We start from the raw sequence: 18,965 nt of genomic DNA on the forward strand, positions 1-18,965 counted from the left end.
CACAGTCACCACCCTCGGCAGGAAGGCCTGGACGTGTCGGAGCAGAGCAACGCCCTGAAACTGGTCGTGACGGGCGGAGCCGGGTACGTCGGCAGTGTCTGCGCCGCCCGGCTGATCGAGGCCGGGCACCAGGTCACCGTCGTCGACGACCTGTCCACCGGCCACGCCGACGCCGTCCACCCAGACGCGCGGTTCATCGAGGGTGACGCGGCGGAGGTGGCGGGCAGCCTGCTGCGCGAGGGCTTCGACGGCGTGCTGCACTTCGCGGCGAAGTCGCTGGTCGGCGAGTCGATGACGGAGCCGGCGAAGTACTGGGAAGGCAACGTCGTCACGTCGCTGCGGCTGCTCGAGGCCATGCGCGAGCACGGCACGCCGCGCCTGGTGTTCTCCTCGACGGCGGCGACCTACGGCGAGCCGGAGCAGTCGCCGATCCCGGAGTCCGCGCCAGCCCGGCCGACCAACACCTACGGCGCGACGAAGCTCGCCATCGACCACGCGATCACCAGCTTCGCCGTCGCGCACGGGCTGGCGGCGGTGAGCCTGCGGTACTTCAACGTCGCGGGTGCGTACGGCGCGTTCGGGGAGCGCCACACCACGGAAACCCATCTGATTCCCCTCGTCCTCCAGGTCGCCACGGGCGACCGCGAACAGATCAAGATCTTCGGCGACGACTACCCGACGCCGGACCACACGGCGATCCGCGACTACATCCACGTCGTGGACCTCGCCGACGCGCACCTGCTGGCGCTGAAGCACGCGACGGCGGGTACGCACCGCATCTACAACCTGGGCAGTGGCACGGGGTTCTCCGTTCTCGAGGTGATCGAGGCATGCCGCGAGGTCACCGGCCACGCGATCCCGGCCGAGGTGGCGCCACGGCGGGCGGGCGACCCATCGGTGCTCGTGGCGGCCAGTGACCGGGCCCGGGAAGAGCTGGGCTGGAAGCCGGAGCGGACCGAGCTGACCGGGATCGTGCGGGACGCTTGGGAGTTCACCCAGGCTCGGCGGGGCTGAGGCTGCCGGGCGTTCGGACTGCTCGGCCGTTCCTGCGCTCGCTCGCCCGCGAGCGAGCGCAGGAAAGCGGGGCCGGAAGCCGCGACTCACCCAGGTCGGACCGCGCGCGACGCCTGGGAACTCACCCAGGCTCGACAGGGCTGAGGCACAGGCCAGCCGATCCCGCGCTCGCTCGCAAGCAAACGCAGGACGAGTCAGGCCGGAGCCACGCCACCCAAGCCGGCCGGGATCGTTTGTGGCGCTGGGAAACCTCACCCAGGCCCGACGTTCTGGGTGCCGCCGCGACAAGCAGCCCGCCGGCGAATCCCGGCTGATCCTGCGAGCGGGCGCAGGGAGAGCCGGGCGGAAAGCGGACCGAGCTGACCGGGACCATGCGCGATGCTCGGGCCGCCGCCGCGAAGTGGTGCTCCGGAGCGCGGGACGCTCCCGCTGGATGTACCGAGCAGGTGGGCGCCATCGCGCAGGATCGGCGGAACTCGGGTTGCCGCCGCCAAGTGGTGCTCCGGAGCGCGGGAGGCGCCCGCCGCGATGTGCCGAGCAGGTGGGCGCCGTCCCGCAGGCTCGGCGGAGCTCGGGCTGCCGCCGCGTAGCGGTGCTCCGGAACGCAGGAGGCACTCGCCTGCGATGTGTCGGGCGGGCACCATCACCCAGGCTCGGCAGGGCTGAGATTGCCGGCCGTGCCAGGCAGCGGCAGTCCATTGCCTGGCACGCGAAGCGCGAAAGCCGCCAGGCGCACGCGCCCCGATCAGCCCGGCTCCACCGCGAACTCTGAGCGTCCACACGCGACGCTCACCGGGAGCCACGCGTCGGGCTCTCCGAAATCCTCCGGGGCCAGGCCGAAGCCTGACAAGCCCGTCGGGTCCGCTGTCAGGGCCAAGCCCAGCAGCTGCCCCGGTGGCATGCCGTGGTCCAGCACCGTCTTCAGCAACCCGGCCAGTACGTGGTCCGGCTTTGCCGCCAGTGCGTTCTCCAGGGCCATGCCCGCGAACGTGCCGTCGCCGCGCATGAATGCCGTGTATCCCAACAGCGTTGCCGCCTCCGCGCGTTCCGGGGCTGGGAGCTCCTGGACCAACGTCAGCCACAAGCGCTCCGCCTCACGTGCGGCCGGGGTGTGGGGTGGGACCGCCATTCCCAGGCACGCGTCCCGGATCTCCGGGAGGGTCAGCGCGCTCGCGAGCGCGACCGCTTCCTCGTCCGTCGGCGGCTCTGAGCCGCGCAACCGGCGCTCGAACGCCGCTCGGATCGCCGATGCCGCCTCGGCGACGCACGTCGCGTCCGGCCAGGGCAGAGACGACAGCCGGGCCAGTGACTCGGCCCGGCGGGCGAGTGCCTCCGGTGATCGTGGGGCGAGCAGCGATTCCAGCTCGTCACGGCTGTCGAACGCCACCGAGCCGCCGCCCGTCGCGACCGCCGCCGCCACCGTCGCGCGGGGGTCCGGCAGCTCCCCGCCGCAGTCCGGGTCCGCGTAACACCCCCACGGTGCCCCTTCGTCGATGTCCTGCACCCACATCGCGTGCAGCACCGGGAGGCCGAGCTCGCCCAGCTCGTCACCCAGCAGCTTGACGAAGCCCGCGTGCGGCGGCGGGCTGCCGGGTCTTCGCCGGCCGCCGACCACCACCAGCGTCACGCCCGTGTGCGGGGCCAAGGCGAACCTCGGGGCGAGCGCCCGGGCCTGGTGGGCCCGGTCTTCGCGGCGCGGGAGATCGCCGCGCAGGACCAGGCCGAGCCGGTCGCCCACGGGGGCCCGGTGGCCGAGCAGGAGGACGGAGTTCGCGGGCCGGAACCCGATCAGGTAAGGGAGCGCGGCCAGCAGCTGCGCGGGGCTTCGGAGGTCGACCGGCCGACGGCCGGTCGGGGTGGCAGTGGTCATGCCTCCACGGTGGGGCAAGCCGGGGCCGGATGGGGCGGTGGCGGCAAATCTGTGGATGGGCGGGGCCGATATGGACGGATCCGGCCGGGAGCCGGCCGGACGGCGGGTTCTTGTCGGTGGGGCGGGCTATGCTGCCCGGCCCCACCGACCGGCCCGGCTCAGCCGCAGTGCTCGAAGCCGCTTTCGTAGGTGTTGCTGCCGACCGAGCCGCCCCACTTCACGCAGGTCGCGTCGGCGGTCTTCTTCACCGGTCCGGCGTAGTAGGTGAAGCTGCCGGAGTCGGTCACCCGCGCCGCACCCTGGACCTCGAGGAACGCCGAGACCGGGCTCGCCGTGCCCAGCGACGTCGCCTTCAGCGTCGTCACGCAGTTCGCCTTGGTGGAGGCGTTGTACAGCAGGTACGTCGTGCCGGACGAACCCGCCAGCGCCTGCTGGTCGACGACGGAGAAGCCGGAGCCGCAGACCTCTTCGGCGGAGTAGGGGTTGCCGCCGCAGTTGTTCTTGCTCGTGAAGTCCGTGTGCCCGTAGTACGGCACTGCGACGCCGTTCAGCTTCGCCTTCTGCACCACGCCGTTCAGCCGCTCTTCGAAGTGCAGGTGCGGGCCGGTGACACCGCCGGTCGCGCCCGCCTTGCCGAGCTCCTTGCCGCCGGCTACCGACTGCCCGACCGAGACCTCCTGGGCCGACAGGTGCGCGTACCGGGTGCGCCAGCCGCTACCGTGGTCCACCTCGATCCACTTGCCGTAGCTCGTGCTGCCTTCGTCGGCGACCCGCGTCACCGTGCCGGACGCCGCGGCCAGCACCGGCATGCCCGTGATGCCCGACTTCTGGAAGTCGACCGAGTACTCCGGGCTGTGCCCGCTGAACGTCGCCGCGGTCACGGTGACCCCGCACTTGAACGGCACCTGGAAGTTCGGCGCGGCCGACGCGGTCGCCGAGCCGGCGAGGGTGAGGCCGAGCGCGGGCAGCGCCGCGGCGGCGGCGAACACGGCGAGCCGTCGCAACCTGGACATGGGGAAACCTCCTGACGAAGCGGACATCTCGACACCGCACAGCGAAGCCCTCGTCGGTACATTTTCCGTACAAGCACCCAGCGGAGGACTCTGAAGATGATCGCCACACGACCCGGGCTCCCCCAGGCCCAGGACTGGGTGCGCTGGGGGCTCGTCGCGGTGCCGATGTTCGCCGCGATGCCCCGGGCGAACACGCTCTCGTGGATCCTGATCGGGATCACCCTGGCCCTGTCCCTCCCGCTGCTGTGGATCTTCAAGGCCGGCGGCAGCCGCTTCCTGCCTGTCGTCAGCATCACCGTGATCGCGACCGCGGGCACCCTGTGGGCGATCGTGCCGAACAGCTGGGCGTCGGTGACGATGTTCAGCACCACCTTCTTCGTCGTGCTCTGGCAGCCGAAGCTGCCGATCCTGCTCGCGATCGGCATCGACCTGGCCGCGATCACGTTCTGGGCGAGCTACCACCACGCCTGGGACGGCGCCCTGCCGACGTACACGATCGTCGCCGTGATCGTGCTGCTCGGGCTGAACCGGCGAGCCCGGCTGGCCCGGCTCGAGCAGACCGAGCTGGCGCTGGCCCGCGCGCAGACGGCGACCGAGGAGCACGCCCGCGCGGCGGCACTGGCCGAACGGACCCGCATCGCCCGCGAGCTGCACGACGTCTTGGCGCACTCGCTGGCCGGGCTGTCCCTCAACCTGCAGGGCGCGCGGCTCATGCTGGTGCGCGACGGGGCGAGCCCGGACGCCGTCGCGCAGATCGAACGGGCGCAGAAACTGGCGTCGGACGGCCTCGCCGAAGCCCGCAAGGCCGTCGCCGCGCTGCGCGAGGACGCCGTCCCGGTCGAACGCACGATCGCGGACCTCCTCGCCGCCTACCGGCTGGACAGCGGGGCCCGGGCGGACCTGACGATCGAGGGCGAGCCGCGTGAACTCGCCCCGGCGGTCGGCACCGCGCTGGTCCGCGCGGTGCAGGAAGCCCTGGCCAACACGCGCAAGCACGCCGCGCAGGCCGAGGTCGACGTCACCTTGGACTACGGCTCCGGGAGCGTCGCGCTGACCATCGCCGACCGGCAGGGCAGGCGCCCACTGGACGCGCCGGCGGCAGGCTACGGTTTGCGCGGGATGAGCGAACGGGTCGCGCTGCTCGACGGGCGCTTCGAGAGCGGGCCGGGGGAGGACGGATGGCGGATTCACCTGACGGTGCCGGCGTGAGCTTGCGCGTCGTGCTGGCCGACGACCAGGCGGTGGTCCGGGAAGGCCTGGTCACGCTGCTCGGGCTGCTGCCCGGCGTCGAGGTGGTCGGCGCCGCCGCCGACGGCCTGGCCGCTCTCGACCTCGTCGCCGAGCACCACCCCGATGTCGTGCTCGTGGACCTGCGGATGCCGCGCTGCGACGGCGTCGAGACCACCGAGCGGATCCGCGCCGAGCACCCGGGCACCGAGGTCGTCGTGCTGACCACGTACGCCGACGACGAGTCGCTGCTGGCCGCGTTGCGCGCCGGCGCCCGCGGGTTCCTCACGAAGGACGCCGACGCCGAGGCGATCGCCCGGGCGCTGCGCTCGGCGGCCGCCGGCCAGTCCACAGTGGACGGCGAGCTGCAGCGGCGGCTCGTCGAGGCCGCCACCCGCAGCACACCCCAGCGCGTCAAGGAGATCGAAGGCCTGACCGCGCGCGAGATCGAGGTGCTGCGGCTGATCGCGGCGGGCCTGTCGAACACGGAGATCGCGCGCACGCTCGTGGTGAGCGAGGCGACCGTGAAGACCCACGTGAACCACCTGTTCACCAAAGCCCGGCTGCGGGACCGCGCGCAGGCGGTCGCCTTCGCCTACCGGACGGGCATCGCGGACTAGAGCATGCGTTGCGTGAACCCGGCCGCTGCGAGCCGGCCGAACGCTCGCTCGACGCCGTCCGGTACGTGCTGCGGGATTGCGAAGCCCCGCGCCGCGTAGGCGGTGATCCGCTGCGTCTCGCCGACCAGCATGCTGATCACCCGGTCGGCGTCTTCTTCGCCGGTCAGGTGCTCCTCGAACGTCACCGCCTTCGACGCGCACACGATGTCGACGCCGGGCCAGAGCCGCTTCGCCGTGGCGTAGGCCCTTCGCTGCTGGTACGGCCGCGTCACCAGCGTCACCGACCGGATCTCCCGCCCGGCGAGCAGCCGCCTGGTGAACTCGACGTTCTCCCCCGTGTTGCGCGCCTCGGGTTCGACCAGGATCACCTCGTCGGGCACGCCGAGCTCCAGCGCGATCTCGCGGTAGTGGACCGCTTCGCCGCGCGGGAAGCGCTCCACCGTCGTCGGCGCGTTGGCTCCGGTGAACACGACCAGCGGGAACTGCCCGGCGTGGAACAGCTCCGCCGTGTGGACGGCGACGCCGGGATCGCGGCTGCCCAGCCCGATCCCGGCGTCGGAACGCCGTGGCTCGTGCCGCAGGTCGTGGTAGTCCCACAACGTGCGGACGTCGGCGTGGAGACGCTCCGGCAGCATCAGCCGAACGCGGCTCGCAGGGCCGGCTTGCCGCCCGTGACCGGGAGCGTCACCGACGTCTTGGTCAGGTCGAGCGCCAGTCCCGCGCCCGGCTTCGGCCGCAGCGTGTAGTCGTGGTCGCTGGACGCCAGCAGGAACTCCAGCCGGTGCCCCGCCGCGAGCACGTAGTCCTTCGGCATCAGCTCGACGCCGATTCGGTAGGTCTGGCCGGGCGTGATCGGCTCGGTGACGGCCGGTGACGTGCGGTTCTGCGGGTCGGTCCAGCCGCGGCTGATGACGTGGGACGTGCCGTCGGGAGCGCGGTCGAGCAGGATCGCGGAGACGTTCGCCGCGGGCCGGTCGAACGCCAGCGCCAGATCGGCGCGCACGGTGCCCGAGAGCCGTACGGACTGCTTCGCCGCCGGAGTCGCGTACAGCAGCCGGTTGCCGGACGAGGCCAGGCCGGCGAGCTGCTCGATCGTCTTCGACGAATCGTCGGCGAGGGTCTCAACGGCCGCCGTGCCCGGCACCGGGTTGCGGGTGTCGATGGTGCCCTTCGCCTTGCCGCCAGGCCACGGGTAGACGCGCACGTCGGCCGTCGTGGGCGCCGGCCAGTCGGCCTCGTCGACCCACGAGAGGTCTTCACGCTGGATCGTCGCCTTCGGCTCGTTCTGGATGCCGTTGTCGATCCCGTAGAGGTAGTGCGACATCCACTTGTTCAAGGTCGTCAGCCAGACGTCGCGCCGCAGCGAGTACGGGTCCGCGTGGCCGGACTGGTGCAGCCAGATCTTGTGCTCGACACCGTGCGCCTTGAGCGCTTCGTACCACTCCGCGACCTGGTCGGTCTTGACGTTCCAGTCGTTGAGGCCGTGCACCGCGAGCACCGACGCGTGCACCTTCGCGACGTCGTTGCGGTAGTTGCGGACGTCCCAGAACGGTGTGTAGTCGCCGGTCACGCGGTCCTGGTCGCGGGCCAGCCCGTCGATCACCGGGCGGCAGACCTGCCGGTCCTCGCGGGTGTAGACGTACTCGGCGAGCACGTCGGCGTCCTCGCCCTGGAAACCGCCGGCCGCGACGACGGCGCCGTCGTTGCGGTAGTACTGGTACCAGCTGGAGATGGCGGCGATCGGCACGATCGTCTCGAGGCCTTCGACGCCGGTGCTCGCGACGGCGTTGGGCAGCGTCCCGTTGTAGGAGACGCCCATCATGCCGGTCTTGCCGGTGCTCCAGTCGGCCTTTGCCGCGGCGCCGGCGGCGTCACGGGCTGATGTCCGGCCGTTGAGCCAGTCGACGACCGAGCGCGCGCCGATCGTCTCGTTGACGTCACCGGTGGTCGGGCAGCCGGTGGAGAGGCCGGAGCCGAGCGACTCGCCGTACACGACGGCGAACCCGCGCGCGGTGAAGTAGTCCTGGTAGCGCCAGGTGATCGGCGCGGCCGGGCCGACACCGTGCGCGGCGACGCGCGGGCCTTCCGGGCCGCGGGCGTATCCGGGGGCGTAGAGCTCGACGTCGACGTCGTGGTTCGCGATGTCGTTGCCGCCGGCGTAGTACGGGCTGGCCTGGTAGACGACGGGGACCTTGAGCCCCTGGGTCGTCGCGCGCGGGCGGACGACCTGGGCGTGCACGAGGTCGTCGGCGCCGTCGTGGTCGCTGTCGACGGGCGCCGTGACCCAGACGTCTTCGCGGATGACGTCGGCCGGGTTGAAGACCGGTTGTGCCTGGCCGCCGGTGAAGACCGGGCCGGGCGGGTCGGCGGCTTCGGCGGTGACCGCCGTGAGCGGCAGGGTGGCCAGTGCGAGGAGCAGGACTGCGGTTCGTGCGGCTTTCATCAAACCCCCAAGCCGGGCGAAGCGGACGAGTGTCGAGACTTCCGCTCCGGCCTCGGGAGTGTCAAGAGACTAACGTCGGGGGCATGCCGACCGTGGAAGCGCCGATCGCCGCCGTGACCGTCTACCCGCAGCAGGCCCGGATCACCCGCCGGGGCAAGGCCCCGCTCGACGGCGGGCCCCGCCTGACCTTCGCCGGGCTCTCCCCGGCCCTCGATCCGGCGTCCGTGCGCGTCACCGGCACCGGTCCCGCCCTGATCACCGGCGTCGACGTGCGCACCGAGCAGCACGCTTCGCCGGCCGATGCCGTCCTGCACACGCTCGTCGAACAACGGCGGACCGACCAGGCGACGCTCGACGGCGTCGTCGACGACGAAGCGGCCGAAACGATGAAGGTGGATCTGCTGACTTCGCTCGCGAAGCGCAGCGGCGGCAGCTTCGCGAAGGCGCTGGCGGCCGGGACCGCCGAGCCGTCGCGCGTCGCGGAGGTGACCGACGCGCTGAGCTCACGGCTGGCGTCGGCGTTGAAGGCCCGGCGGGTGTTGACCGAGCGGATCACCCGGCTGCGCGAGGACCTCGCCGCGCTCGACCGGCGGATCGAGTCCCACCGCGGACAGTCCTATCAGGACAGTACGACGGTGGTCGTGGAGCTGGAGATCGCGGATCCGTCGGGGTCGGCGGAGCTGGAACTGTCCTATGTGGTCCAGGGCGCGAGCTGGGAGCCGGGCTACGACGTCCGGGTGCGCGGGACCGAGGTCGGCGTGACGTCGTACGGGCTGGTCAGCCAGCACACGGGCGAGGACTGGCCGGAGTGCGAGCTGGCGTTGTCGACGGCGCGGCCGGCGGTTTCGGTGGTGGTCCCGGAGTTGTCGCCGTGGTACCTGGACCGCGTCCACCCGGTCCCGGCAGCTCCGGCGGCGGCTTACGGCGGTTCCGGTGGCGGCATTCCGGAGGGTGCGCGGATGCGGTTCGCTGCTTCCGCGCCTGCGCCGATGGCGCCGAAACTTGCTTCGGTCGAGCAGGGGACGACGGCGGTGACCTACCGGCCTTCGCGTCCGGTGGCGGTACCTTCCGGCGCTCAGGGGCACCGGACGACGTTGGCTCAGCTTTCGCTCACGGCCGTTTTGGGTTACGTGACGGCGCCGGTGTTGGCCGAGGAGGCTTATCTTCGGGCGACGGTCGTGAACACGTCTTCTTTTGCGTTGCGGCCGGGGCGGGCTTCGGTGTTCCACGACGCCGAGTTCGTGGGGACGACAGTGCTCGAGCCGTGGGCGCCTGGTGAGGAGCTCGAGTTGGCGTTGGGGGTGGACGACCGGATCCGGATCGAGCGGGAGCTGGTGCGGCGGACGGCTTCGAAGGCGACTTTGTCGGGGCAGAAGCGGCGTGAGGCGGAGTATCGGATTTCCGTTGCCAACCACGGGCCTCGGGAAGCCGTGGTGACCGTGTTGGACCAGGCGCCGGTTTCGCGGGATGACGCGGTCACGGTGAAGGACGTGAAGACGTCGCCGGAGCCGGTGGAGACGTCGGCGCTGGGTGAGTACACGTGGAAGTTGACGCTGGCGGCGGGTGAGACCGAAACGGTGACGTTGTCTTACCGGGTGGATGTCGCGAAGGGTGTGGAACTGTCCGGCTGGCGGGAATGACTGCGCTGCGCGGCGGCGGCCCCGGCGGGACCGCCGCCGCCGTCGTTCAGCCCTGCGAGATGTAGGCCTCCAGCTGTTCCTGGCTCTGCTCCAGCTGTTCCATCCGGTTCTTCACCACGTCCCCGATGGAAATGATCCCGGCCAGCCGGCCGTCCACCAGCACCGGGACGTGCCGGATGCGGCGCTCCGTCATCAGGACCGACAGCTGGTCCAGGGAGTCCTCCGGGCCGCAGCTTGCCACCAGCTTTGTCATGATCTCCGACACCGGCCCGTCCAGCAGGCCGGGGCCGTGGTCGTTCAAGCGGCGGACCACGTCGCGCTCGGACACGATGCCCGCTATCGATCCTTCCGGGGACACCACCACCATCGCGCCCACGTTGTTCTCGGCCAAGCCGGCCAGCAGCGCGGTCACCGTGGTCTCCGGGGTGACCGTTGCGACCGCCGACCCCTTCTTGCGCAGCAGATCCGCAATCCGCATGGCGATCCTTCCCGTCGGTGAGCTGGATCACCACAGGGTAAGGGCGGCGGGACGTGCGCGAAAGTCCGGCAAACGGGGCTTGTTCGTGGTATTCGTACCGATTCAGCCGAGCCGTTCGGCCAGGCCGTCCAGGGCCAGGCGGATGCCCGCCGCGTAGTCGTCGTCGCACAGGGCGTCGAGACGGCCCCGCGCCAGCTGGAGATGCTCGCGAGCCGCCGTCAGGTCACCCAGTTTGCGGTAGTCCTCACCCAGGTTGAGGTGCAACGACGGGTAGAAACCACGCGCCGTCGCCGAGTCGGTCATCGCGCCCGCCGCCGCCAGGGCGCGCAGGTCCCACTCCAGCTCCTCCGCCGGGTCGTCGCAGACGTCGGCCATGTGGTGTGCCAGCGCGACGCGGTGCAGCGAGTCGCCGTCCGGGCCGATCGACGCCCACAACGCCGTGAACGTCGCGTACGCGCCCGCGCGGTCGCCGCCGATGTGCTGCCGCAGACCCGCGTCGATCGCCACCAGCACCTCGTCGGTCATGCCGCTCCCTCGTCCGCCAGCGCCCGCAGCCGGGCCAGCCCCGGGCCGATCCGCTCGGCCGCGACCGCACCGTAACCGAACACCAGCCCGTGCCGCCGCTCCCCCACGGCGAAGTCCCCCAGCGAATACAACCGGACACCGTCCTGCCGGGCGCGGCGAACCAGGGACGAAAGATCGGACGAGGAAGTGGCACTCAGGTGCAGGCCCGCGGAAGACGGCAACGGCGTCAGGAAATCCGCGAACGAAGCCGCGAGCAACCCCGACAGCAGCTCGTGCCGCGCGCGGTAGACCTTCCGCATCCGCCGGACGTGCCGCGCGAAGCCGCCTTCGGCCATGAACGCCGCCAGCGCCGCCTGCTCGACGTTCGGCGCGTGCCAGTCGGTCAGGTACCGGGCCTTCACCAACGCCGGCACCAGCGACGGCGGCGCGATGAGGAACCCCAGTCGCAGCGCGGGCGAAAGCACCTTCGAGAACGAGCCGACGTAGACGACCCGGCCGCGGGAATCCAAGCTGTGCAACGGTTCCAGCGGACGTCCGGTGTAGCGGAACTCGGTGTCGTAGTCGTCCTCGACGACGACGGCGTCGGTCCGCTCGGCCCAGTCCAGCAGCTCGAGCCGCCGCTCCAGCGACATCGACAGCCCCAGCGGGTACTGGTGCGACGGCGTCACGTACACCAGCCGCGTCCCCGGTGGAATGGCACTCACGACGATCCCGGACGCGTCCACCGGCACCGGCGCGACCCGCACGCCGCGCGCGGCCAGCACCAGCCGCGGCGGCGGGTAGCCCGGGTCCTCGACGGCGGCGATGTCCCCCGCGCGCAGCAGCACGCGCCCGACCAGGTCCGTCGTCTGCTGGGCCCCGGCGGTGACGACGACCTGGTCCGCGCTCGCCCGCACGTCCCGAGAGACCCCGATGTGCCGCGCGATCTCGGCGCGCAACGACGCGAGCCCCTGCGGGTCGCCGTAGGTCATCAGGTCGGCCTGGCCCGCGCGCAGCCGCTGCGTGACGAGCCGCCGCCAGGTGTCGAACGGGAACCGCGTCAGGTCCGGGACGCCGGGCCGGAAGTCGAACTCCGGCGCCGGGGCGAACGGCGCGGGCGGCGACGGCAGCGCGTCCCACTCCGGCAGCGGCCGCACGCCCGAAACCGCGGACGGCGCGGGGCGGCGCGTCAAGGCCGAAGCCGTGACGAACGTGCCCGCGCCGACGCGCCCGGCGAGGAACCCCTCGGCGGTGAGCCGGTCGTAGGCCGCGCTGACCGTCGTCCGCGAGACCGCCAGCCGCTGCGCCAGCTCCCGCGTGGGCGGCAGCGCCTCGCCGGGCCGGATCCGGCCGTCCAGGATCGCCGCGCGCAGCTGCCGGTAGATCGCGTCGCGGTGCCCGCGCGTCCCGGTCAGGTCGATGTGCACGTCCACGAGTCCCAGATTGGCACACCTGAAGTGGCGCGGATTTGGCACTGTTCGTGGTCCGCTGGCCCGCCTAGCGTGCGAAGCATGGATCTCCGCGAACTCGACCGCCGCAGCCTGCTCGTCCTCGACAAGATCGTCGCCACGGCCACGCCCGCCGACCTCGCCCGCCCGACCCCGTGTGCCGGCTGGACCCTGGCCGACCTCCTGCGTCACCAGGTCAGCGAGAACCACGCCTTCGCGACCGCGGCCCGCGAAGGCTCGGCGCCGGACTGGGACGCCGGCGACCTCGGCGACGACGCGCACGCCGCGTACCGGGCATCGGTCGACGACTTCCTCGACGCCATGGCCGACGACGCCGTGCTGGAGCGGCAGCTCACCATCAACCACTTCGGCACGTTCCCCGGGACGATCGCCGCGCACATGCACCTCGTCGACACCGTCGCGCACGGCTGGGACCTGGCCCGCACGCTCGGCCTGGCCTACGAGCCGGACGCCGAAGCCGTGAGCGCCGCGCTGCAGCTGGCCGAGCACATCCCCGACGAAGGCCGCGAGAAGAACGGCTCGTTCGCACACCGCGTCACGACCGAAGCGGACGCGAGCGAACTCGACCGGTTCCTCGCCCTCCTCGGCCGTGACCCGGCGTGGACCGTCAGCTGACGTCGGCGGGCGCGGCACTCCACGTGTCGCAAGCCTTCGTGGTCTTGACGTCGTAGCCGGCCTTGGCCCAGGACAGCTGGTGCTCGCGCGAGCCGTGGGTGTCGCTGTCGTTGGCGCGGCCGTAGTCGGCGACGGCGGCGTTCGCCAGCGACCGGCTGATCGAGCCCGAGCCGGCGACCGCGGCCAGGAACAACGCGCCGAAGCAGTTCGCCTGCAGCTCGATCCGGCGGACGACCTCCTTGTCCGCCGTGCTGTTTTCGTCCGGCGAGGTCATCTTGTCGGCCGCCGCGGACAGGATGCCGCTCTCGCGCTGGACGTGGTGGCCGTACTCGTGGGCGAGCGTCGCGATGTGCCGGGCCTTGTTGAGCCCGGCGTCGGACAGCATCCAGTCGGTCGGGGCGTAGATCGTGGTGTCGCCGCCGCAGTAGTAGGCGACGGCTTCGTTCTCCGTCGGCGCTTCGCCGCACGCGCTGTGCTCGGGCAGGGTCACCGAGACGGTCGCGGTCAGCGTCGGCTCGTTCGCCTTCTGCAGTGCCGGGCGCCAGGACTGCTCCAGGCAGCCGACGAGCGCGTTGTAGTAGGCCTTGAGCTGCGTGGCGGCCCGGCCGAGGTCGGGCAGCGAGCAGGTGGCGGGCCCGGGCGTGATGGCGTCGGAGAGCAGCGGGTTGCGGGCCAGCTCCGGCACGGGCTGCGCGGGCTTCCCGTCCGTGCCGCCGCCGTACGCGCGGCCGGTGTCGACGCCCTGCGCGACGACCGCGTGGCCGTCGACCCGGCGCGGGATGGTGGCCGCGATCAACGAGATCGCCAGCACGACGATCATGACCCCGGCGACGGCGCCCCAGAGCCGGCTGCGCGGCGGGGCGATCGGCACGGGTGGCGCGGCGGCCCAGTTCGGCGCCCACGGGTTCGGCTCGGGCACCCAGGCGGGTTCGGGGGTCCGGGCCACCATCGGCGGCGGTGATGGCGGTCCGGAGCGCCCCGGCGGAGCCGGTCCGTCGGTGTCGGTCACGTTCTCCCCCTGCTCAATGGCACCAGCATACGGACGCCCGAAGAGGGAAGGATCACGAAACGAAAACGCCGCCCGGTGGCCACCAGGACCGTCGACGTACGAAACTGTCGGGATGAGTGTCGAGGACCCGTACCTGTGGCTGGAAGACGTGACCGGCGATGACGCGCTCGGCTGGGTGCGCACCCGCAACGACGAGACGCTGGCGGAGCTGACCACCGGCGCCCGGTTCGCGGAGCTGCGTGACGAGCTGCGCGAGGTGCTCGACGCCGACGACCGGATCCCGTACGTGCGCCGCCGCGGCGAGCTCCTCTACAACTTCTGGCAGGACGCGAGCCACCCGCGCGGCCTGTGGCGGCGGACGACGCTGGAGTCCTACCGGCGGGCCGAGCCCGAGTGGGAGCTGCTGCTCGACGTCGACGCGCTGGCCGAGGCCGAGGGCGAGAACTGGGTCTGGCAGGGCGCCACCGTGCTGCGGCCGGACTACCGGCGCGGCCTGGTCGAGCTGTCCCGCGGCGGCGCCGACGCCACGGTCGTGCGCGAGTTCGACCTCGACGCGCACGAGTTCGTCGAAGACGGCTTCACGCTGCCGGAGGCGAAGACCCGGATCGGCTGGATCGACGAAGACCGCGTCTACGTCGGCACCGACTTCGGCCCGGGCACGCTGACCAGCTCCGGCTACCCGCGGCTGAGCAAGGAGTGGCGCCGCGGCACGCCGATCGAGGCCGCGACCACGGTGTACGAGGGCAAGCCCGACGACGTCTCGATCGGTGCGTCCCACGACCCGACCGAGGGTTTCGAGCGCGACTTCGTCAGCCGCTCGATCGACTTCTACCGCTCCGAGCTGTACCTGCGCACGCCCGAAGCACTGGTCAAGATCGACGTCCCGGACGACGCGAGCGCGTCCGTGCACCGCGAATGGCTGCTGGTGCGCCCGCGCACGGGGTGGACCGTCGGCGGCGTGGACCACCCGGCGGGGTCGCTGATCGGCATCCGGTTCGACGACTTCATGGCCGGCGGCCGCGCGTTCACCACGCTCTTCACGCCCGACGAGCACACTTCGCTCGACTACTGGGCCTGGACGCGCCACCACCTGCTGCTCGGCCTGCTGCGCGACGTCCGCACCGAGCTGCGCACGCTCACGCCGGGCCCGGACGGCTGGGCGGAGGAACCGCTGTCCGGCGGGCCGGAGTTCGGCAGCGCGGACATCTTCGACACCGATCCCGACGTCAGCGACGAGTACCTGATCAACTCCAGCGGGTTTCTCCAACCGTCGACACTGAGCTACGGCCACGTCGGCGAAGAGGTCGAGGTGCTGAAGCAGGCTCCGGCCTTCTTCGACGCTTCGGGCATGAACGTCGCGCAGTACTTCGCGACGTCGGAGGACGGCACGAAGATCCCGTACTTCGTCGTCCGGCCGTCCGGTGCCGAAGGCGGGCCGACGCTGCTGACCGGCTACGGCGGCTTCGAGGTCTCCCTGACGCCGTCCTACAGCGGGATGATCGGCCGCGGCTGGCTCACGCGCGGCGGCACGTACGTCGTCGCGAACATCCGCGGCGGCGGCGAGTACGGGCCGAGCTGGCACACGCAGGCGATCAAAGCGCGGCGGCACCGCGTGTACGAGGACTTCGCCGCCGTGGCCGCGGACCTGGTCGAGCGCGGCATCACGACGCCGGAGCGGCTCGGGATCCAGGGCGGCAGCAACGGCGGCCTGCTGATGGGCGTCATGCTGACGCGCTACCCGGAGCGGTTCGGCGCGATCGTCAGCCAGGTGCCGCTGCTGGACATGCGCCGCTACCACCTCCTGCTGGCCGGCGCGTCGTGGATGGCCGAGTACGGCGACCCTGACGAAGCCGCGGAATGGGAGTACATCTCGAAGTACTCGCCGTACCAGAACGTCCACAGTGGACGCTCGTACCCGCCGTCGCTGTTCGTGACGTCCACGCGCGACGACCGCGTGCACCCCGCTCACGCCCGCAAGATGGTGGCGCGCATGCGTGAGCAGGGGCACGACGTCCGCTACCACGAGAACATCGAAGGCGGCCACGGCGCCGCGGCCGACAACGAGCAGCTGGCGTTCAAGTGGGCGCTGGTGTTCGAGTTCCTATGGGAGCAGCTCACGAAGTACTGAGCCGTTGGTTACCAATCCGACCACAGTCACGGCCGGATGGCTTTCGTGGCAACGGTTGCCTGCCACTCAGGGGCCGGCCTACTTTAGGTCGGATTGGTAACGCGCGCGAGCACGACGCCGCCGACGATCAGGGCCAGCGCGGCCACCCGCCCGACGCTGAGCGGGTCCTTGGTCACGACGACGCCGAGCACGATCGCGCCGACGGCGCCGATCCCGGTGAACACCGCGTAGGCGGTGCCCACCGGGACGGTGTCCATCGCGCGCGACAGCAGGTAGACGGCCGCGGCGCCGAGCACGAAGCACAGCAGCGTCGGCCACGGCTTCGTGAAGTTCTCCGTCGGCTTGATGCTCTGCGACCAGGCGATCTCGACGAGCCCGGCGGCCACGAGCGTCACCCAGCCCATCAGATCGCCGCCAGTGCTGCTTCACGCGATGCCGCCCGCTCTCCGTCACGCGCGGCGAGGTGCGGGTCGACCAGGGCGTTGGTCAGCTCGGCGTGCACGAACCGGACATCGTCGACGTCGTAGTGCCCGGCGAAGAAGTCGCGCAGGTAGCGCTCGTGGTAGTCGAACGGCGCTCGCGGCGTCCCCGGCGCGTACGTCCCGCCCCGGGCGCCGGCGACGACGAACGCCTTGCCCCGCAAGGACATCCGCGGGAACGTCACCTGGTCGATCCACGTCTTGAGCGCGGCCGGGATCGAGAAGTTGTACATCGGCGCGCCGATCAGGACGACGTCGGCTTCGAGCAGCTCGGCCAGCAGCGGTTCGACGATCGCCCAGGCTTTCCGCTGCTCCGGCGTCTGGACGACGTCGGCGTAGCGCGCGGGATCGGTGATGCCCGCGGTCAGGAGCGCGTCGCAGATCTCGGTCCACGCTTCGCCGATCACCGGGACCGGGTCGGCGGCGAGGTCACGGTAGGTGCGAGTGCCGGTCCACGCGTCGGCGTAGCGCGCGGACAGCTCGCGCGAGAACGACGTGCGGCGGGCGCTGGAGTCGAGGTGCAGCAGGTGGCTCACGGTTCCTCCTCAAGTGGACGCGGTGTCCACTTGACTTCAACTGGACGCCTCGTCCGCTTATTCCCTAGGCTGCCGCCATGGCCGAACGCGCCGACGCGGCCCGCAACCGCGCGAAGATCCTCGCGGCAGCCGACGAGCTGTTCACCGCCCACGGCGCGGCCGACGTGACGATGGAGGACATCGCCCGAGCGGCCGGCGTCGGTCGCGGCACGCTCTACCGCCGCTACCCCGACCGCGCGGCGATCGCCGTCGCGCTCCTGGACGAGCACGAACGCCGGCTGCAGGAGTCCCTGCTGCGCGGCGACCCACCGCTGGGCCCGGGCGCGCCGCCGGCCGAGCGGCTGGCGGCGTTCTACGCGGCGATGGTGGAGCTGCTGGAGCGGCACGCGCACCTGGTGCTGGGCACGGAAGTGGGCCATTCCCGCTTCACGACGGGCGCGTACGGCTTCTGGCGCGTGCACGTCCGGGTCCTGGCGGCCGGCACCGCCGACCCCGACGTCCTGGCCGACGTCCTGCTGGCACCGCTCGCCCCCGAGCTGTACCTGCACCAGCGCGCGCAGGGCGTGACACCGGAGCGCATCACGGCGTCGCTGAAGGAGCTGGCCGGCCTCCTTTAGACGAGCCCGCGTGGCCGGGCGCGCTTCGGCATGTACCGCGGCTTCGGTTTCGGCTCTTCACCGCGGATCCGCCCGAGGGCGGCTTCGAAGGCGGTGAGGACGTCGGCGACGAAGACGAGCCGTCCGACGCCGAGGCGGTGCAGCGCCGGACCGTGGTCGGCGGCGACCGTGACCGCGACGCCGAGCAGCAGCACTCGCCAGGCCCCGAACACCGCGGCGCGCACCGGCCTGGAGAGACCCGCGAACCCGAGCCGCAGCCGGTGGCAGTGGAAGGGCACGTGCCGCTCCTCGTCGGCGAGGATCCGGGCGGCGACCTGCGTGACGAGCGGGTCGCCCGCGCCGTCGCGCAGGGCGCGGTAGTACCGCAGCGCGACGACCTCGGCGATCAGCAGCACCATCAGCTCCAGCCGCAGCCCGAGCGCCCGCCGCAGCCGGACGAACACGGTGTCGGACCAGTGCGTCGCGATGGTGGGCACTCCGGCGGCCGCGAGGAGTTCGGCGAGCATCCGGGCGTGGTTCTGCTCTTCGGCGACGAAGAGCTTCACGGCGGCGAGGTACTCACCGTCACCGGCCTTCGCGATGAGGTTCGCGCCGTCCCCGGCTTCGCCGACCTGGAACCGCTGGATGCTCCGTGCGACGTCAGGGTGCAGCCGGGCCCCGCGCACCCAGGGCGGATCCTCGCGACGGCGTCGGCGTTCGGCTTCCTCTTCGAATTCCCGCAACCAGTTCATCGCGCCCGATCCTCCCCCGCGGTCGTGGATTTCCCGAGCGTCCGCGGTGGAGATCCGGTGAAGGTTGACGCGCTACCAAGTTAGGATGCTAGCATCCTGTCATGGCGGACAAGGACGTCAAGCAGTTCAACGTGTACCTCCCCGTGGACCTGATCCGGGAGGTCAAGCACCACGCCGTCGACACCGGGCAGTCGCTGTCGGCGCTCGTCACCGAGGCGCTTCGCCAGTACCTCGCCACCGAAGGAGACAAGTGATGACCATCGAAGCCGTGTACCTCGAGACGCACAACTGGGGTAAGTCCGCCAAGTTCTTCCAGACCCTCGGGTTCGAGCTCGACTTCGCCACCGACCACAACTCGGGGCTCCTGCGCAACGGCGACGGGCCGTACCTGTTCATCGCCGAGGTGCCCGAGAGCGAGCCGACCGGGATGAAGCTCGTCCTGAAGACCGCGAGCGACGCGACGCCCGACGTCGAGGTCGTCTCCCCCTTCGAGGACACCCACTTCGGGACCCGCGAGATGACCGTCCGCGATCCCGACGGGCGGGAGTGGATCCTCCAGGCCGGGAGCTGAC

General features: G+C 71.6%; 20 protein-coding genes. 9 read left to right on the forward strand and 11 right to left on the reverse strand.

Annotated elements, in window-relative coordinates:
* Window positions 1–33: 33 nt before the first annotated feature.
* Window positions 34–1,014, forward strand: coding sequence for a UDP-glucose 4-epimerase GalE (gene galE / locus QSK39_RS42110; protein ID WP_285483389.1), 981 nt, complete (start codon window positions 34–36; stop codon window positions 1,012–1,014).
* A 745-nt stretch (window positions 1,015–1,759) separates the two neighbouring features.
* Here galE and QSK39_RS42115 read toward each other — a convergent pair.
* Together QSK39_RS42115 and QSK39_RS42120 are read right to left on the reverse strand one after the other, a co-directional pair.
* Window positions 1,760–2,884, reverse strand: coding sequence for a DUF4192 domain-containing protein (locus QSK39_RS42115; protein ID WP_285483390.1), 1,125 nt, complete (start codon window positions 2,882–2,884; stop codon window positions 1,760–1,762).
* 158 nt (window positions 2,885–3,042) lie between these two features.
* Window positions 3,043–3,897 (reverse strand): M23 family metallopeptidase, encoded by an 855-nt coding sequence (locus QSK39_RS42120; protein ID WP_285483391.1) that lies wholly within the window; start codon window positions 3,895–3,897, stop codon window positions 3,043–3,045.
* A gap of 96 nt (window positions 3,898–3,993) precedes the next feature.
* On the opposite strand from QSK39_RS42120, the gene QSK39_RS42125 reads away from it, so the two are divergent.
* Both QSK39_RS42125 and QSK39_RS42130 read left to right on the forward strand, forming a co-directional pair.
* The gene (locus tag QSK39_RS42125) at window positions 3,994–5,106 is read left to right on the forward strand and encodes a sensor histidine kinase (protein ID WP_285483392.1); all 1,113 of its coding nucleotides are present in this window, start codon (window positions 3,994–3,996) and stop codon (window positions 5,104–5,106) included.
* Complete coding sequence (locus tag QSK39_RS42130) at window positions 5,103–5,744, forward strand: response regulator (RefSeq protein WP_285483393.1); 642 nt, start codon at window positions 5,103–5,105, stop codon at window positions 5,742–5,744. The genes QSK39_RS42125 and QSK39_RS42130 overlap by 4 nt, the downstream gene beginning before the upstream one ends.
* Here QSK39_RS42130 and QSK39_RS42135 read toward each other — a convergent pair.
* Together QSK39_RS42135 and QSK39_RS42140 are read right to left on the reverse strand one after the other, a co-directional pair.
* Window positions 5,741–6,379 (reverse strand): YdcF family protein, encoded by a 639-nt coding sequence (locus QSK39_RS42135; RefSeq protein ID WP_285483394.1) that lies wholly within the window; start codon window positions 6,377–6,379, stop codon window positions 5,741–5,743. The two genes, QSK39_RS42130 and QSK39_RS42135, sit on opposite strands and share 4 nt — an antisense overlap.
* Window positions 6,379–8,187, reverse strand: a complete 1,809-nt coding sequence (locus QSK39_RS42140) for a Xaa-Pro dipeptidyl-peptidase (protein WP_285483395.1) — start codon at window positions 8,185–8,187, stop codon at window positions 6,379–6,381. Before QSK39_RS42140 ends, QSK39_RS42135 begins: the two co-directional genes overlap by 1 nt.
* Window positions 8,188–8,270: 83 nt before the next feature.
* Between QSK39_RS42140 and QSK39_RS42145 the strand changes: the two genes are divergently transcribed.
* Window positions 8,271–9,827: a DUF4139 domain-containing protein gene (locus tag QSK39_RS42145; RefSeq protein ID WP_285483396.1), complete on the forward strand. Its 1,557-nt coding sequence runs from the start codon at window positions 8,271–8,273 to the stop codon at window positions 9,825–9,827.
* 46 nt (window positions 9,828–9,873) lie between these two features.
* Here the strand turns inward: QSK39_RS42145 and QSK39_RS42150 are convergent, their stop codons facing one another.
* From QSK39_RS42150 to pdxR, 3 genes are all read right to left on the reverse strand, one after another.
* Window positions 9,874–10,305: a CBS domain-containing protein gene (locus QSK39_RS42150; protein ID WP_285483397.1), complete on the reverse strand. Its 432-nt coding sequence runs from the start codon at window positions 10,303–10,305 to the stop codon at window positions 9,874–9,876.
* Window positions 10,306–10,407: 102 nt separating this feature from the next.
* Window positions 10,408–10,830 carry a hypothetical protein gene (locus QSK39_RS42155; protein WP_285483398.1) on the reverse strand — a complete coding sequence of 141 codons (423 nt, stop codon included), beginning with the start codon at window positions 10,828–10,830 and terminating at the stop codon, window positions 10,408–10,410.
* On the reverse strand, window positions 10,827–12,242 hold the full coding sequence (pdxR, locus tag QSK39_RS42160; RefSeq protein WP_285483399.1) for a MocR-like pyridoxine biosynthesis transcription factor PdxR: 1,416 nt from the start codon (window positions 12,240–12,242) through the stop codon (window positions 10,827–10,829). Before pdxR ends, QSK39_RS42155 begins: the two co-directional genes overlap by 4 nt.
* Window positions 12,243–12,320: 78 nt before the next feature.
* On the opposite strand from pdxR, the gene QSK39_RS42165 reads away from it, so the two are divergent.
* The gene (locus tag QSK39_RS42165; RefSeq protein WP_285483400.1) at window positions 12,321–12,893 is read left to right on the forward strand and encodes a TIGR03086 family metal-binding protein; all 573 of its coding nucleotides are present in this window, start codon (window positions 12,321–12,323) and stop codon (window positions 12,891–12,893) included.
* On the opposite strand, the gene QSK39_RS42170 is transcribed toward QSK39_RS42165, so the two are convergent.
* Window positions 12,886–13,842, reverse strand: coding sequence for a neutral zinc metallopeptidase (locus QSK39_RS42170; RefSeq protein WP_285483636.1), 957 nt, complete (start codon window positions 13,840–13,842; stop codon window positions 12,886–12,888). The two genes, QSK39_RS42165 and QSK39_RS42170, sit on opposite strands and share 8 nt — an antisense overlap.
* A gap of 172 nt (window positions 13,843–14,014) precedes the next feature.
* Here QSK39_RS42170 and QSK39_RS42175 point away from each other — a divergent pair, with 172 nt between their 5' ends.
* Window positions 14,015–16,030: a prolyl oligopeptidase family serine peptidase gene (locus QSK39_RS42175; protein ID WP_285483401.1), complete on the forward strand. Its 2,016-nt coding sequence runs from the start codon at window positions 14,015–14,017 to the stop codon at window positions 16,028–16,030.
* Between the two features lie 83 nt (window positions 16,031–16,113).
* Here the strand turns inward: QSK39_RS42175 and QSK39_RS42180 are convergent, their stop codons facing one another.
* Complete coding sequence (locus tag QSK39_RS42180; protein ID WP_285483402.1) at window positions 16,114–16,434, reverse strand: DMT family transporter; 321 nt, start codon at window positions 16,432–16,434, stop codon at window positions 16,114–16,116.
* A complete protein-coding gene (locus QSK39_RS42185; RefSeq protein WP_285483403.1) occupies window positions 16,434–17,045 on the reverse strand; it encodes an FMN-dependent NADH-azoreductase in 612 nt (203 codons plus the stop codon). Before QSK39_RS42185 ends, QSK39_RS42180 begins: the two co-directional genes overlap by 1 nt.
* Before the next feature lie 77 nt (window positions 17,046–17,122).
* Here QSK39_RS42185 and QSK39_RS42190 point away from each other — a divergent pair, with 77 nt between their 5' ends.
* Window positions 17,123–17,662: a TetR/AcrR family transcriptional regulator gene (locus QSK39_RS42190; RefSeq protein ID WP_285483404.1), complete on the forward strand. Its 540-nt coding sequence runs from the start codon at window positions 17,123–17,125 to the stop codon at window positions 17,660–17,662.
* On the opposite strand, the gene QSK39_RS42195 is transcribed toward QSK39_RS42190, so the two are convergent.
* Entirely contained in the window at window positions 17,659–18,393 is a 735-nt protein-coding gene (locus QSK39_RS42195; protein ID WP_285483405.1) for a ferritin-like domain-containing protein, read from the reverse strand. The genes QSK39_RS42190 and QSK39_RS42195 overlap by 4 nt on opposite strands.
* A gap of 101 nt (window positions 18,394–18,494) precedes the next feature.
* Here QSK39_RS42195 and QSK39_RS42200 point away from each other — a divergent pair, with 101 nt between their 5' ends.
* Together QSK39_RS42200 and QSK39_RS42205 are read left to right on the forward strand one after the other, a co-directional pair.
* The gene (locus tag QSK39_RS42200; protein WP_285483406.1) at window positions 18,495–18,647 is read left to right on the forward strand and encodes a ribbon-helix-helix domain-containing protein; all 153 of its coding nucleotides are present in this window, start codon (window positions 18,495–18,497) and stop codon (window positions 18,645–18,647) included.
* Window positions 18,647–18,964, forward strand: coding sequence for a VOC family protein (locus QSK39_RS42205; RefSeq protein WP_285483407.1), 318 nt, complete (start codon window positions 18,647–18,649; stop codon window positions 18,962–18,964). The genes QSK39_RS42200 and QSK39_RS42205 overlap by 1 nt, the downstream gene beginning before the upstream one ends.
* Window position 18,965: the final 1 nt, after the last annotated feature.

Origin of the sequence: Amycolatopsis sp. NBRC 101858, from assembly GCF_030269325.1 — a bacterium.
Classification (GTDB): Bacteria; Actinomycetota; Actinomycetes; order Mycobacteriales; family Pseudonocardiaceae; genus Amycolatopsis; species Amycolatopsis ponsaeliensis.